This is a genomic window from Gammaproteobacteria bacterium, assembly GCA_024235095.1.
GTDB lineage: Bacteria > Pseudomonadota > Gammaproteobacteria > Competibacterales > Competibacteraceae > UBA2383.
The window spans coordinates 2346581-2361486 of record JACKNC010000001.1; the positions used below are offsets into that span (position 1 = coordinate 2346581).

Below are 14906 nucleotides of genomic sequence, written 5' to 3' on the forward strand. Positions count from 1 at the left end.
AAGAACGTGATCGTTGGGGTGAGGTGAAGAGCTTTAATGAGTGAGATGTGGAGAAATCAAGATGCAAATGCAGAGAATGTCAATTATTGACGACATCAAAAGGTTCATACTGGCGCTGGCGCTGGCGGCGATATTCAGCGCGCCGGTCGGCGCAGCGACCCTGACCGTGACCAAGACTGTCGACACCGGCGACGGGGTTTGCGATACGGATTGCTCCCTGCGCGAGGCGATCTCGACAGCCAGCGCTGGTGACACCATCAACTTCGCCTCCAGCTTGAATAACCAAACGATTACCTTATTGAACGGCACCATTCCGCTCGATAAAAATCTGACGATCCAGGGGCCGGGTTCGAGTCTGTTGACCATTCTTAATAATGCCAGTTATACCATAGCGTTCGTCACGAATGGAACCGGCGTCACCGTGACCTTTGATGACGTAACGCTGCGAGGAACCAGCACTAATGCTCTTCTTCACAACAATAGCGGCAACACAGTGACCTTCACAAATAGTGTACTGAGCGATTGTGGTGATGTGAACTCCGGAGCCAATGGCGGTGCAGTTTGGAATGAAGGGACGCTAACCCTCGCCAGCAGCACGGTGTCCAATAATGCAGCAAACCGGGCAGGCGCTATTTTGAACGATGGAATGTTAACGATCACCAATAGCCACCTGGAAAACAATACCGCTAACACCAACGGCGCTATCCTGAATCGGAGTACTTTAACGATTCAGAACAGTATCCTGACGGGAAATCAGACCAGCGAGTATGGCGGCGCTATTCACAATGACGGCGGCAGTCTGACCATCACCGACAGCACCCTGTCTAACAATGCTGCACCGTTTGGCGGCGGAATCCTCACTGGGAATGACGGAACAGTGACCATCAGTAATAGCACGCTGTCCAATAATAATGCCACTTATGATGGCGGTGCTATTTTGATTTTTGCCGGCACAGTTACCGTTACTAACAGTACTTTTTCCGGGAATACGGCCAATAATGGCGGCGGCATCGGCAACAGTGGCGCATTGGCCGTCACTAACAGTACCCTATCCGGCAATACAGCAGGGATCGAGGGCGGCGGCATCGCCAGCGACAGCGCAATCACCGTCCGCCAAAGCACGATCACCGGCAATAGCGCGACAACGGGCGGCGGCATCGCAAGCCATACACTGACTATTGGCAACAGCTTAGTGGCAGGTAATACTGCGACAACAGGACGCGAAATCAATGTCAAAGTTTCCTGGAGTTCGCAGGGCTATAACCTGATTGGATTCAGCAGCAGCACGGGGATGAGCGGTTCGGGCAACCCCACCTTAAGCGCCACGGATTTCACTCCCACGGTCGGGCTGGGCCAAATCATTGGTGCACTGATAGATAACGGCGGTCCGACTCAGACACATGCATTGGTAACTGGCAGTCCCGCGATTAACGCAGGCAGTGATGCTTTAGCGATCGCCGCCGGTTTAAGCACCGATCAACGGGGACAACCGCGCTTTTCCGGGACTGTCGACATCGGGTCTTATGAGGTACAGTCTGCCGTCGTCAATGGCGCCTGTGGCGCATCCGCCGGACAAACCTTCACCAGCGCCCCCAGCAGCAATCTGTGTACAGCAGGCTCGCCATCTTCGGTGACGACGAATCCCGGAACCTTCACCTGGAACTGCATGGGTTCTGGCGGCGGCAGCACGGCATCCTGTAGCGCCACCCGCGCTTTCACCGTCACGCCCAGCGCCAGTACGCAGGGCAGCATTAACCCGAATACCGCGGTGACGGTCGCCTACAATGCGACGCGCGCCTTCACCGTCACGCCCAACATGGGCTATACCGCCAGCGTCAGCGGCTGTAGCGGCAACTTATCCGGCACGACCTACACCACCGGTCCGATCACGGCGAATTGCACGGTTACCGCCAACTTTGTGGCCCAGACCTACACCGTCACCGCCACCGCCGGAACCGGTGGGACGATCAGCCCCGGCTCCGCGCTGGTCAGCTATAACCAAACCACAGCGTTCACCGTCACGCCGAACACCGGCTATACCGCCAGCGTCAGCGGCTGTAATGGCGCTCTCACCGGCACGACTTACACCACCGGCCCGATTACGGCGAATTGCGCCGTTACTGCTACTTTTAGTCCCGATAACTTCACCGTGACCGCCAGCGCGGGCGCCAATGGCGCGATCAACCCTGCCAGTCGGCAAGTCGCTCCTGGTGCAACCACGACCTTCACCGTCACGCCGAACACGGGCTATACCGCCAGCATCAGCGGTTGTAGCGGCGCGCTGTCCGGCACGACTTACACCACCGGCCCGATTACGGCAAATTGCACCGTCAGCGCCACCTTCGCGCTCAAGACCTACACCGTCGCCACCAGCGCAGGCGCAAACGGCAGTCTCACGCCTGCCTCCCGAACGGTCAATCACGGTGCGACCACGACCTTCACCGTGACCCCCAATAGCGGCTACACGGCAGCGGTCACCGGCTGTAGCGGCGCTCTATCCGGCACGACTTACACCACCGGCCCGATCACCGCCAACTGCACCGTCAGCGCCACTTTCAGTCCCAAAACCACCGATTTCACCGTGACCACCAGCGCGGGCGCTAATGGCGCGATCAGCCCCGCCAGTCGGCAAGTCGCTCCTGGCGCAACCACGACCTTCACCGTTACGCCGAACACGGGCTATACCGCCACCGTGGCCGGGTGCAGCGGAACGCTGTCCGGTGCGACCTACACCACCGGCCCGGTAAACGCCCCCTGCCTCGTCGTCGCCACCTTTACCCCGACCCTGACCGCAACGACCCCAGTGCTGACGACCCCGGTACTGCCAGACGCCATTGTTGGCGTGCCCTACGCCGCGGTGTTGACCGCCATTGGCGGTCAGTACCCTTATGCCTACACCGCCACTAATCTACCGCCCGGCCTGGCGCTGACAGCGGAGGGCATTCTGCACGGCGCGTTCACGACCAGCGGCGCGTTTGCCGTCACGGTGACCGTGACCGACGCCTTGGGCCAGCACAGCGCGCGCGGCTATGCGGTGACCGCCAGCGCGGGTTTAGCCTTGGTGACGGCTGATCTGCCCGACGCCCTGGTTCATGAATCCTACACGCAGACCTTGGCCGCGGTCGGTGGACAACCGCCGTATATCTTTACCGCGACCGGTCTGCCAGCGGGCTTCAGTCTCAGTCCGAGTGGCGCCTTGCGGGGAACGCCGGTGGAAGGTGGTCACGTTGCGGTGCAACTGACGGTGACCGATGCGCTTGATCAGCACGCCACGAAAGACCTGGTGTTGACCGTGCGCGACTTGACCTTCACTGAACCCAACCCGGAACAACCGGATGAGAATATCACCGGCGCAGCGGAATCCTGTCCGGCGGCGAATATCACGACGCGCACCCTGAAATTGGGCGACCCTGGCGCACCGGCGACTGGCCCCGACGGCGTGACGCTGCTTTATGGTCTGCTGGAAATTACCGTCACGGGGTGCCAACCGGGTCAAACCGTGCTCGCCATGACCACAGTCTATCCCGCTCCACTGCCGCCGGACGCCCAATACTGGAAATACGGCCGCACCCGAGACAATGACGAACCGCACTGGTACGTCCTACCCGGCGCGATTATCCAGGGCAATGCCATCACGCTGATCATCGTTGACGGCGACATTGGTGATTCCGATCTTGCGGTGGATGGCAACATTCTCGATCCGGGCGGCCCTGGCATTACGCTCAACACCATTGACGGCGCCGTCCCTGCGGTCCTGCCCATCAGCGAACCCTACCGCGCCGACTTCCAGGTGCGCTGCGATCAGGGACGCTGTCCCGCCGATTCGGTGTATGACTGGAGCGTGGCTGCTGGCGCGTTGCCAGACGGGCTGGCCCTGACCAGCAATGGCGCGACTGCGACCTTGAGTGGGACACCGACCCGCGCGGGACGTTACCCGTTCACCGTGCAAGTCCTGGCGCGCGGCGACAGTCCGACTCCCACTCAACAAAGCTACACGGTGCGCATTACCAACGGCAGCCCTGACCTGGCGGCCACGACGCTGATCACCCACTACTACGTCTCGATTCTGGAGCGGGAACCGGAAGCAGACGGGCTAGCCTTTTGGCAGGGCCTGATCGCCGAGCGGGAAGCGCAGAAGATTGACATCAAACCGGTGTTCCGGGACATGGCCAATTTCTTTTTCAACAGTCCCGAATATCTGGGGCGCAACACCACCGACCGGCAGTTCATCACCAATTTGTATCTGACCTTCTTCCAGCGCGCGCCGGATGAGGGCGGTTATGCGTTCTGGTTGGAGCAACTAGCGAATGGCATGGTTCGCAATACCGCGATGGCCGGGTTCCTCTATTCCCAAGAGTTCACCGATTTTATGCAGGGACTGGGGTTTTGAGGGCGCAGGTGTGTAGCCCGGATGGAGCGAAGCGAAATCCGGGAAAACCCTGAAGAAAGTAAAGATAAGGATTATCCTGAACGTAACCGTTCAGTCCCCCCCTTTGGCAAAGGGGGGTGAGGGGGGATTTTGGCCCCGTCGCCCGTGCGCAATCCCCCCCCGGCCCCCCTTTTTCAAAGGGGGGAGATGAACGCTTACCCTGAACCAATCGACAACCGGCGGCGGGTTGACGCATCCAATCCATCAAAAATGCTGTCATTAAGAAATTGCCGCTTCCAGAGAAAAGCCCGCTCAATTGCGGGCAACGCGGCCTGGTCACAAACGACCGGCCATTCACGAATGAGCGTATCCAATAATTGTTCGGCCATCAGGATTGCTTCGTCCCGCGACAGCATAAAACGCGGCGCTGCGGCAAAACACACCGTCAGTTGGCTGAGATTTTGTTGACCGTGCAAACGCATGGCTTGACTGGCTTCACGTCCGGTGCGCATCTGTGGGCAAATGTCGTAAGCCGGGGTTAGGGTCAACTGTTGGCCATCCCAGAAAGCGGCGTGATTACGCGCATGATCATCCGTGTTGCCCACCATGAGGTTAAACAGCATCCGCCGATACAGTTCGTGCAAGGTGGCGCGCGGGGCGGTGAAGCGGTGGCGAATCTCGTCAGCGAGCAATTCATAACTCGCGTAACGCGCCAGCATTTCATCGAGCGCCAGGATCGTCAGCGCGGAGACCATGCCCTTTCTTTGCCACTGTCCCGCCTGACGATAGCGGTCAAACCGTTCAACGAGCAATACATCCCGACCCGCCGCCTGCGTCAACTGCACACTCGCTGTCTGGATGCCCGCTAATGCGGCGAGTTGCATCGCGATATATTCGGCTTTGACGACATTGTACAAATCCGTGGAAACCGAAAATTTGGCGATAAACTTACGCTCATCAGCATCGATCAACGCTTTGGGGTGCGCGCCGCCTACGCTGGTTCCGTGCCGTAGCGCTAAATCCAGGGCGGGCGGCAACGATTGGCCAGCGCTGATCCGTGTCGTTGCCTCGCTGAGCATTTCCAACGACGCAGCGGCTTTATTCCGAGGTTCGTAATCCGTCGCGCTGCGTTGAAAATCCAGCGCGCCAATCCGGTCGGAACCGGATTCGAGCAGATAGGTGATTTCATCCAGATCCGCCGGGTCCGCGTCATGAGGGTGAGTGCCCAACAGGTGATGCATGATGACTCGCCGCCCCCAAGCGTCCGGAGACGCATCCCGAATGCAGGAGGCGATTGGGCCATTTGGCGTGAATTCGCCCCGGCGCAAAGGTAACTCCGGGGTGAATAACGCTATAGCGTCCGGTCGCTGCAGGTAGCGGGTTCCATAGGCAAAATGCGCCTTTTCGCCTTGGCGTTTCAGGGCGCCGGCCACCACCGGTTCAGCCGCATCCGGGAGCCAGATCCAGACAAAGACCTGCTCAGAAGTCATCGTCGATATCGGCTTTCGGCGGATGGATATGCTTGGGCAACAGGGCGAGGCGGGCTTCCAGCAGCTCCCGGTATTCCGTCAGGCGTGGATGGCCTGGCTCAATGTTGAAAAGCGGCGTTCCCAGCAAGGCGGCCACCTCAAACACCGTACCAATCGCCACTTGCGGCTCGCCTTTCAGCACCGCTTGTACGGTAGCGCGACTAATGCCCGCACGTTCGGCCAACTCCGCCTGAGACATTTGGCGTTCGCGCCGAGCGGTTTCCAGGAGGGTGGCAAAGAGCGCCAGGGCTTCATGAGATTGCAGGGAAAGTAAGGGAGATTTTTTCATCAGTGATCAATAAAGCAGGCATATTTTTAAAAATACCTTATTTAATGGTCAAGTGACTGCGAAAACCGGCTTGAGTTCCGTCATCGTTAAAGTTCCAATGATGACTATCACGGTCGACCTGCTACCGTCTGTTCTTGGAATTTTCCAATGGCGTGACTATAATACTAACTAATAATTGACATAAAATACTATAGCCACTTTCCAGGAGAAAATGACATCATGCTACGCTATCGAGCATTACCTATTTTTCTGTTATCTCTGCTTTTGTTCAGCTTGCCACTCAAGGCGGATGTCTCCACCGTCACTAATCTGGACGACAGCGTCACGTCCGCCCAAGCGCAGGTTCAGGTTCAGGAAGTGGAAACCCCGGTAACCTGTGAGGAAGGCGCTGTTCTTCAATTAAATTACGGTAACCATACTTCAGGTTGCAATATCGATACCGTAACTGACCTCGATACCTTTAGATTCACGGGTTCTGCTGGAGATGTTATTCGAACCATAGTCCGCTCACCATCGACTATGGACCCCATCCTGGAAGTTCGAGATCCTGAAGGCGCCTTGATTGTGGATGAACGCTGTGGTGGCTCCTGCGCCATCGTCATCGATAGCACACTCACTCTTTCAGGAACTTATTCAATATCGCTGTCAGAGTGGGGCGCTGATGACACAGGAGAATACACGCTTCAGTTGGAAAAAATACCATCCCTGAATCCAGTCAACGTTACTTATGACGCTCCCATCACGGGTGAAATCAATCCCACCACTGATGTGGATTTCTTTATCTTTCAGGGGTCAGTAGGATCTGAGATCCGAACCACAGTCCGCTCACCATCGACTATGGACCCCATCCTGGAAGTTCGAGATCCTGAAGGCGCCTTGATTGTGGATGAACGCTGTGGTGGCTCCTGCGCCATCGTCATCGATAGCACACTCACTCTTTCAGGAACTTATTCAATATCGCTGTCAGAGTGGGGCGCTGATGACACAGGAGATTATGAATTAAGCGTCGCGTGTCTTTTTGGAGATTGCTTTAATGTTGCGCCGCCGCCCTCGTTCACCGTCACCGCCACTGCTGGCGCGGGCGGCGCGATCAGCCCCTCTTTAACCACGGTCAACAGCGGCGGCGTCGCCACCTTCACTGTCACGCCCGACGCTGGTTACTTTGCCAGCGTCACCGGTTGTGGCGGGACACTCTCGGGCAATACCTACACCACCGGCCTGATTACCAGCGATTGCATGATCAGCGCCAGTTTCCATCCGAACACCAGCGCCTACATTGTGACGGCCATCGCCACTGCCAACGGCAGCATCACCCCCGCCACGCAAACCGTTAATCCGAACGCCACCGCCACCCTGACTGTTACCCCAGATACCGGATACACAGCCATCGTTGCCGGCTGTGGAGGAACCCTGACCGGCACGACCTACACCACCAGTCCGATCACGGCTGACTGTGCGGTGGTGGCCCGCTTCACGGCGACCGTCACCGCTGACGCGCCCACGGTGACCACGCCGGACTTGCCTGACGCCATCGCCCAAGTCCCCTACGCCACCTACCTCACTGCGATTGGTGGTCAATATCCCTATACCTACGCCGCGACTGGCCTGCCGCCCAGCTTGACCCTCACCGCCGAAGGCATTCTCCGGGGAACGCCGACCACCAGTGGCCCTTTCGTGGTCACAGTCACCGTGACCGACGCCCTCAGCCAGCGTGGTTCGCGCCGTTACTTGCTGACGGTAAGCACGGGCTTGACCCTGATCACCGTCCATCTCCCGAACGCGTTGGTCAATGTTCCTTACTCGCAAACGCTCGCCGCGCTCGGCGGGCAGCCGCCTTACATCTTCACTGCCGCCGGGTTGCCTACGGGCTTGAGTCTCACGCCGGGCGGTGTGCTGAGCGGGACCCCGGTCGAGCGCAACATCACCGCAGTCCAACTGACCGTCACCGACGCCCTGAATCAGCAGGCTACGAAAGAGACCGTGCTCACGGTGCGTGACTTTACCTTCACCGAACCCAACCCGGAGCAGCCGGAACAAACCCTCAACGGCGTCGCGGAAATCTGTTCGACCGCCAATGTCAGCACCCGCACCCTCAAGGTAGGCGATCCCGGTGCACCAGCGACCGGCCCCGACGGCGTCACCCTGCTCTACGGCCTGCTGGAAATCACCGTCACCGGTTGTGAGCCCGGCCAAACCGTCCTGACCCTGACCACGGTGTACCCGGAACCGCTGCCCCCCGATGCCCAATACTGGAAATACGGCTCCACTCGCGATAACACTGAACCGCACTGGTACGTCCTGCCCGGCGCAATTATCGAAGGCAACGCCATCACCCTGCTGATCGTCGATGGCGACATTGGCGACTCTGATCTTGCGGTGGACGGCAACATCCTCGATCCAGGCGGCCCCGGTATTACCCTCAACACCATTGACGGCGCCGTCCCCGCCGTCCTGCCCATCAGCGAACCCTACCGCGCCGACTTCCAAGTCCAGTGCGATCAAGGTCAATGTCCAGCGGATTCCGTCTACGACTGGAGCCTGGTTGCAGGCGCGTTGCCGGACGGATTAGCCTTGACCGGCAATGGCGCGACCGCGACCCTGAGCGGGACGCCCACCCGCGTGGGGCGCTACCCGTTCACCGTCCAAGTCCTGGCCCGCAGTGACGCCCCCACCCCGACCCAGGAAAGCTATTCCGTAGTGATCTCCGACCCGGCGGCCACCACGCTGATTACCCACTACTACGTCTCGATCCTCGAACGGGAACCCGAAGCGGAGGGGCTGGCTTATTGGCAAGGCTTGATCGCAGACCGCCAAGCGCAAGGGATGGATGTGAAACCGGTGTTCCGGGACATGGCCAACTTCTTTTTCAACAGTGAGGAATATCTGGGTCGCAACACCACCGACCGGCAATTCATCACCAACCTGTATCTGACCTTCTTCCAGCGCGAACCGGATGAGGACGGCTATGCGTTCTGGCTGGAGCAGTTGGCGGGCGGTATGCCGCGCAATACCGCAATGGCCGGTTTCCTCTATTCCCAAGAGTTCACCGACTTCATGCAGGGGTTGGGGTTCTGAAGAAACGACGGTCGGGTACTACACAGGCCGTACTCGATTCATTTACACGGTAAGCGCTGTCGGGCAACACTCTGCTTTTGCCCGACCTGCGTTTACGATTTTATACCGTTTCTCAATAAGTTTTGAATTCTGAGTTCCCCCCTTTGGCAAAGGGGGGCTAGTGGGCTGACACAGAAGTTTTGACAGGTAGCGGTGGGTGCCCTATGGTTGAGATCAACAGGAGGAATCACCATGGCCCACAAGTATCTGGTTGATCTAACTGAAGAGGAGCGGGAAGACCTGCTGAAGGTCATTCATAAAGGCAAGGCAGCGGCGCGCAAGGTTGCCCGTGCCCATGTGTTGCTGCAGGCTGCGGAAGGGGCGACGGATGAGGCCATTGCCCAAAGCCTTCACTTGGGGATTTCGACCGTTCATCGTACCCGTCAACGGTTTGTCGACGAAGGGTTGCTGGCGGCGTTAAGCGAGCGGCCACGAGTCGGTTTGCCCCCGGCCTTGACCGGCAAACAGGCCGCCTTTCTGGTCGCCTTGGCCTGTAGTACCCCGCCCGCTGGCCGTTGTCAGTGGACTCTCCAATTGTTAGCGGACCGCTTCATGGAACTCCGGCCCATCGAAGCCATTTCCCGTGAGAGTGTGCGGCGCATCCTTAAAAAAACGACCTCAAACCCTGGCAACGTCAAGAATGGTGTATTCCCAGTGTCAGTCCCGATTATGTTTGGCATATGGAGGATGTGTTGGACCTGTACGCCGAACCCGATGATCCTCAATACCCCCAAGTGTGCTTCGATGAAAGTCCGGTGCAATTGACCAGCGAAACCCGCTGTCCTCAACCCGCCCGCCCGGGTCAACCGGCGCGCTATGACTGTGAATACAAACGCGAAGGCACCGCCAATTTATTTCTATTCGTACAACCCTTGCGCGGGTGGCGTCATGTTAATGTCACGAAACAGCGCACCAAACGCGATTTTGCCCAGCAAATGCAGCAACTCGTTGATGTGTACTTTCCGAAGGCGGAGCGAATCCGGTTGGTCGTGGATAACCTCAATACCCACACTCCTGCGGCCTTGTATAGTGTCTTTTCTCCAGAGGAAGCCCGCCGGATCACCCGCAAGCTCGAATTTCATTACACCCCCAAGCATGGCAGTTGGCTCAATATGGCGGAATGTGAGTTCGCTGTTCTCGCCGGCCAGTGTTTGAATCGCCGCATTGCGAACCTCGAAACTTTGCGGAAGGAAATCGCCGCTTGGCAAGGCCCACGCAACCTACGTCAGACCAAAATCCACTGGCAGTTCGGCACCGACTTGGCCCGGGTCAAACTCAAGCGCCTCTATCCTCCCTTGAAATCTTCTGAAACCCCGGTGGACCTAGAAACCTCTGAACCTGTCAAAACTTCTGTGTCAGCCCACTAGGGGGGATTCTAGCCCCAGCGACCATGCGAAATCCCCCCCGACCCCCCTTTTTCAAAGGGGGGAGGTGAATGCTTACGAACCAACTAGACTTTTGACATGATTGCTGCCTAAGCATTTACCTCCCAGATTTTATCATCACGGATTTAAGGAGACGATTCATGTCCAAAGCGATTCGCATCCATGAGTACGGTGGTCCGGACGTTCTGCGTTGGGAAGACGTTAACGTCGACGAACCCAGCGCTGGTCAACTACGCATCCGCCAGGCCGCCATTGGCCTGAACTATATCGATGTTTATCATCGTACCGGTCTGTACCCCTTGCCGTCATTACCCTGGACGCTCGGTATGGAGGGCGCGGGGCGCGTGGAGGCGGTCGGCGAAGGCGTGACGGAATTCCAGGTTGGCGACCGGGTCGCGTACGCCAGTCCTCCGGTTGGAGCCTATGCAGAGGTCCGGTTGATTCCCGCTGACCGGGTGGTAGCGCTACCCGAAACCATTGACGATCAGACCGCCGCCGCCATGATGCTGCAAGGAATGACTGCCCAGTATTTATTACGACGCACCTACCGGGTGCAACCCGGCGACGCTATTTTGCTTCATGCCGCCGCCGGGGGAGTCGGTTTGATCGCCAGTCAATGGGCGCGACAACTGGGGGCATTGGTGATTGGCACGGTTGGTAGCGACGAGAAAGCGGAAATCGCCCGCGCCCACGGTTGTCACCACGCCATCGTTTACAGCCGCGAGAACTTTGTGGATCGGGTTCGCGAGATCACCAACGGACAGGGCGTCGCGGTCGTTTATGACTCAGTGGGCAAGGAGACGTTCATGGGATCGCTGGATTGCCTGCGGCCCTTGGGCATGATGGTCAGCTTTGGCAATGCATCCGGCCCGGTGCCACCGTTCGAACCGGGGATACTCGCCGCCAAGGGTTCGCTGTTCCTGACGCGGCCAACGCTGATGACCTATACCGCTAAGCGGGAGGACCTGGTGGCGACTGCGGCGGAATTATTCGAGGTCATCGCGATTAACGCGGTCAACATTGAAGTGCGGCAAACCTACCCTCTGGCTGAGACCGCTCAAGCGCACCGCGATCTGGAAGCGCGCAAGACGACCGGTTCAACCGTGCTGTTACCTTGAGAGGGGCTTGTCGCTTTTCCGCCCCGGTAGAGAAGCCTTCAAGCCGCGTCGGTCACTGGTTGGGCGCTGACCGTGCGTTCCAGCCAGTGGAATAAGACATTCGCCGCCTCGCGCCAATTGCTTTCCAGCATCATGGCGTGAGCCATGTTCGGAATAATCTGCGCCTCGGTGCGATAGAAGCGCGCGGTTTCCCGCACCATGGCCGGTGAAACAAATATATCGTTCTGCGCGCCCATCACCAGCAGTGGCAGCCATAGCTGACCGGATTTCAACCGCAGCGGGTTAAACCAGATCATGTCCATCGCCACCATCTGCGATTCTGCTTGCACCAGATTGAAGTATTCCTGCAATTTTGACTGGGGCGTTTCCGGGGAAAACAACAGGCGGCGCATCATATCCGGCGAGCCGTAACGGGGACCCATCAGCGAAAACATCACCATCTGCTGGAACAGGATGGGATGACGCATAGCCATGTGCAAGTTGCTGGGCAACAGACCCTGCGGCGGCACGGAAGCCATCAAGACCATCCCGGCGATCCCGGTATGGTTTTCCAGGTATTTCTGAATCACCATGCCGCCCATCGAGTGACCGATGAGCATCGGCGGATTGGGCATGGCGCTCACCGCCTTTTCCAGATCGGCAATGTAATCGGCCAAGCGCCAACTGTGTAGCCGTTCATGCCCCTCGCTCAGACCATGACCGCGCAGACTGAACGCGTGTGCCTCATAACCCTGATGGGCAAAGTAGGGCAAAAAGTTTTGATCCCAAACCCGAGCATCGGAAAATGAACCATGCACGAACAGCAACGGCGTCGATTTGGGTGTGGTTTCTGGGTAGTGGCTGATCGTGTCCAGTTTCATGAGGGTCAATCCTGTCAAGTGGGCCGGGAAAGGCGCATAGGATAGCCGATTACCCTGGGATCGTGCTTGACATGAATGGTTGGCGATGAAGAAGATATTGGCGAATTATCGATCTTCTCATCTCATGGCGTGCGATTCTAACGCAGCGATTACGACCACATCGGATAGTGGTTGAGCAAATAGCGTTGTTCGACAAGCAGGATGTTGAAAGGAATTTCCTTGTGGAGATAAAGCGCGATTTGCTGGTTTTGATTGCGCACTACCGTCCCTTCAATAGGGATCTTCGCGCCGCGCCGAAAGTGGAGAACCCCTTTAATCGGTTCATGCAGGCTCGGCAGTTGATGATCGGGACAGGCATAGAGCAAACCGTGTCCTGAAACGTCCAGTACGGGATGCGCATTCTTTCCCTCTGGGAAAAACGAAGGGCGTTCTGCGCGAGGATACCGGATGCGATGAAACCTGCGTCGTTCTTCCTCTGATGAGATCATTTCTGGAGATTTAGCCGCTTGGACCAAGATGTTTCTCCTGTCAGTATTTTTTTCATTTAGCGATAGGTTAGGCCGATCAAGGTGGCCACATCGGGTAGTTTTTATGTAAATACTCATTAGTTGCAGGTAGTTCTATGACATAGCTGTTGAATAAGCTACACTAATCACTATGCAAAACCGCTCCTTCACCCTAACGCTACCCGAGATCGCTGAAAGCGACCAGACCCCGGTCGTGCGGAGTCTGTTGCAGGTGATTGGCGAGCAGCAAGCGCATATTCAACGCTTAGAGGATGAACTGCGGCGGTTGCAGGGCGGTCCCCCCCGTCCGCAGTTAAAGCCGAACACGCTGCAAGCCGCCGTCAAGGCGGCGCTCAATCCCGGGACGGAGGAACCGCCTCGTCGAGGTCCCCAGCGGGCCAAGACCGCCGAACTCGTCATTCATGAAACCCGTCGGGTGATCCTGGAGGACCTCCCGCTCGGGGCGCGGTTCCAAGGCTACCGGCGGTATGTCGTCCAGGATGTCGTTATTGAACTCCATAATACCTGCTATGAGTTGGAGCAATGGCGGTTCCCTACCGGCGAATACGTCACGGCGTCCGTGCCGGTCGTGGTGCGGGGTGGGCACTATGGCCCCCAGTTCGTGACTTATGTTTTGCATCAATATTATCAAGCCCATGTGACCCAACCGGTCTTGCTAGCCCAAGTCCGGGAATGGGGGGTTGAGATTTCGTCGGGGCAACTGAATCGTCTGCTGACGGAAGGTTATGACGACTTTCACCAGGAAAAGGACGCAATCAAGGCAGTCGGCTTGACTGTTTCGTCCTACGTCCAAACGGACGATACCGGCGCCCGCCATCAGGGGCAAAACGGCTACTGCACGTACTTGGGTAATGAGTGGTTTGCCTGCTTTGCCAGCACCGATGCCAAGAGTCGCATCAACTTCCTGGAGGTCTTGCAGACCGAGCGCCGCTATGAAATCAATGCCGAGGCCCTAGCGTACATGGCCGACCATGGCGTGGCGGCCGGCCACCGGGAACGGCTGGCGCAACGCCCGATCGTCGCGACCGACCCCCAAGCGTGGGCCGCCTATTTGCGGCGGAACCGGGTCGATAGCCCCCGGGCGATGACCCTCGTCACGGAAGGCGCGCTCATCGGCGGGCTGGCCGCGCAGGGGTTTCCGCTGGATCTGCGCTTGCTCAGCGATGACGCCGGGCAATTTGCCCTGTTCACCCACGCCTTGTGCTGGGTGCATGCGGAACGTCCTCTGCAACAGATTCTCCCGCTGAACGAAGCGGATCGGGTCGCCATTGATGACGTGCAAGAACAGATCTGGACGATCTATCGGAACTTGGCAACCTACCGCTTATCACCCACCCAGGCAGCGAAAGCCGCCATCAATGCCCAGTTTGATACACTGTGCGCGACCGCCACCGCCTGTGAACCGCTTAACCATGTTTTGCGGAGCTTCCAACGCAACCGGGAGGAGTTGCTCCGGGTGCTCGATTACCCGGAATTACCGCTGCACAACAACCGCAGCGAGAACGATATCCGGGATATGGTGAAGAAACGCAAGATCAGCGCCGGCACCCGCAGCGAGGACGGACGACGATGTCGCGACACCTTCCTCAGTCTCAAGAAGACCTGCGTTAAACACGGTCTCTCCTTCTGGGAATACCTGTACGATCGGGTGTCCGGTCAAAACACGATCCCCCCGCTCACGGATTTGATTCGCCAAGCTGCTGCGGCTTGATTGT

At 57.9% G+C, this 14906-nt stretch carries 8 protein-coding genes and 1 pseudogene; 5 read left to right on the forward strand and 4 right to left on the reverse strand.

Annotated features, from left to right (window positions below; all coding sequences use genetic code 11):
- The first annotated feature begins 61 nt into the window (after positions 1-61).
- The gene (locus H6973_10445; protein ID MCP5126023.1) at positions 62-4390 is read left to right on the forward strand and encodes a DUF4214 domain-containing protein; all 4329 of its coding nucleotides are present in this window, start codon (positions 62-64) and stop codon (positions 4388-4390) included.
- A 194-nt stretch (positions 4391-4584) separates the two neighbouring features.
- Here the strand turns inward: H6973_10445 and H6973_10450 are convergent, their stop codons facing one another.
- Both H6973_10450 and H6973_10455 read right to left on the reverse strand, forming a co-directional pair.
- Positions 4585-5859, reverse strand: a complete 1275-nt coding sequence (locus H6973_10450; GenBank protein MCP5126024.1) for a HipA domain-containing protein — start codon at positions 5857-5859, stop codon at positions 4585-4587.
- A complete protein-coding gene (locus tag H6973_10455) occupies positions 5849-6187 on the reverse strand; it encodes a helix-turn-helix transcriptional regulator (protein MCP5126025.1) in 339 nt (112 codons plus the stop codon). Before H6973_10455 ends, H6973_10450 begins: the two co-directional genes overlap by 11 nt.
- Before the next feature lie 219 nt (positions 6188-6406).
- Between H6973_10455 and H6973_10460 the strand changes: the two genes are divergently transcribed.
- From H6973_10460 to H6973_10470, 3 genes and pseudogenes are all read left to right on the forward strand, one after another.
- Entirely contained in the window at positions 6407-9262 is a 2856-nt protein-coding gene (locus H6973_10460) for a DUF4214 domain-containing protein (GenBank protein ID MCP5126026.1), read from the forward strand.
- A 231-nt stretch (positions 9263-9493) separates the two neighbouring features.
- Positions 9494-10668 (forward strand): annotated as a pseudogene (locus tag H6973_10465) (IS630 family transposase).
- Positions 10669-10826: 158 nt separating this feature from the next.
- Entirely contained in the window at positions 10827-11804 is a 978-nt protein-coding gene (locus H6973_10470; GenBank protein ID MCP5126027.1) for a quinone oxidoreductase, read from the forward strand.
- A gap of 38 nt (positions 11805-11842) precedes the next feature.
- On the opposite strand, the gene H6973_10475 is transcribed toward H6973_10470, so the two are convergent.
- Complete coding sequence (locus H6973_10475; GenBank protein MCP5126028.1) at positions 11843-12664, reverse strand: alpha/beta hydrolase; 822 nt, start codon at positions 12662-12664, stop codon at positions 11843-11845.
- A 149-nt stretch (positions 12665-12813) separates the two neighbouring features.
- Positions 12814-13179 carry a PilZ domain-containing protein gene (locus tag H6973_10480; protein MCP5126029.1) on the reverse strand — a complete coding sequence of 122 codons (366 nt, stop codon included), beginning with the start codon at positions 13177-13179 and terminating at the stop codon, positions 12814-12816.
- A 430-nt stretch (positions 13180-13609) separates the two neighbouring features.
- On the opposite strand from H6973_10480, the gene H6973_10485 reads away from it, so the two are divergent.
- Positions 13610-14902 (forward strand): transposase, encoded by a 1293-nt coding sequence (locus H6973_10485; GenBank protein MCP5126030.1) that lies wholly within the window; start codon positions 13610-13612, stop codon positions 14900-14902.
- The last annotated feature ends 4 nt before the right edge of the window (positions 14903-14906 follow it).

What these genes read in the sequence shown, in the direction of transcription:
- H6973_10445 (MCP5126023.1), top strand. Translation starts at nt 62, where the DNA reads ATGCAAATGCAGAGAATGTCAATTATTGACGACATCAAAAGGTTCATA.
- H6973_10450 (MCP5126024.1), bottom strand. Translation starts at nt 5,859, where the DNA reads ATGACTTCTGAGCAGGTCTTTGTCTGGATCTGGCTCCCGGATGCGGCT.
- H6973_10455 (MCP5126025.1), bottom strand. Translation starts at nt 6,187, where the DNA reads ATGAAAAAATCTCCCTTACTTTCCCTGCAATCTCATGAAGCCCTGGCG.
- H6973_10460 (MCP5126026.1), top strand. Translation starts at nt 6,407, where the DNA reads ATGCTACGCTATCGAGCATTACCTATTTTTCTGTTATCTCTGCTTTTG.
- H6973_10470 (MCP5126027.1), top strand. Translation starts at nt 10,827, where the DNA reads ATGTCCAAAGCGATTCGCATCCATGAGTACGGTGGTCCGGACGTTCTG.
- H6973_10475 (MCP5126028.1), bottom strand. Translation starts at nt 12,664, where the DNA reads ATGAAACTGGACACGATCAGCCACTACCCAGAAACCACACCCAAATCG.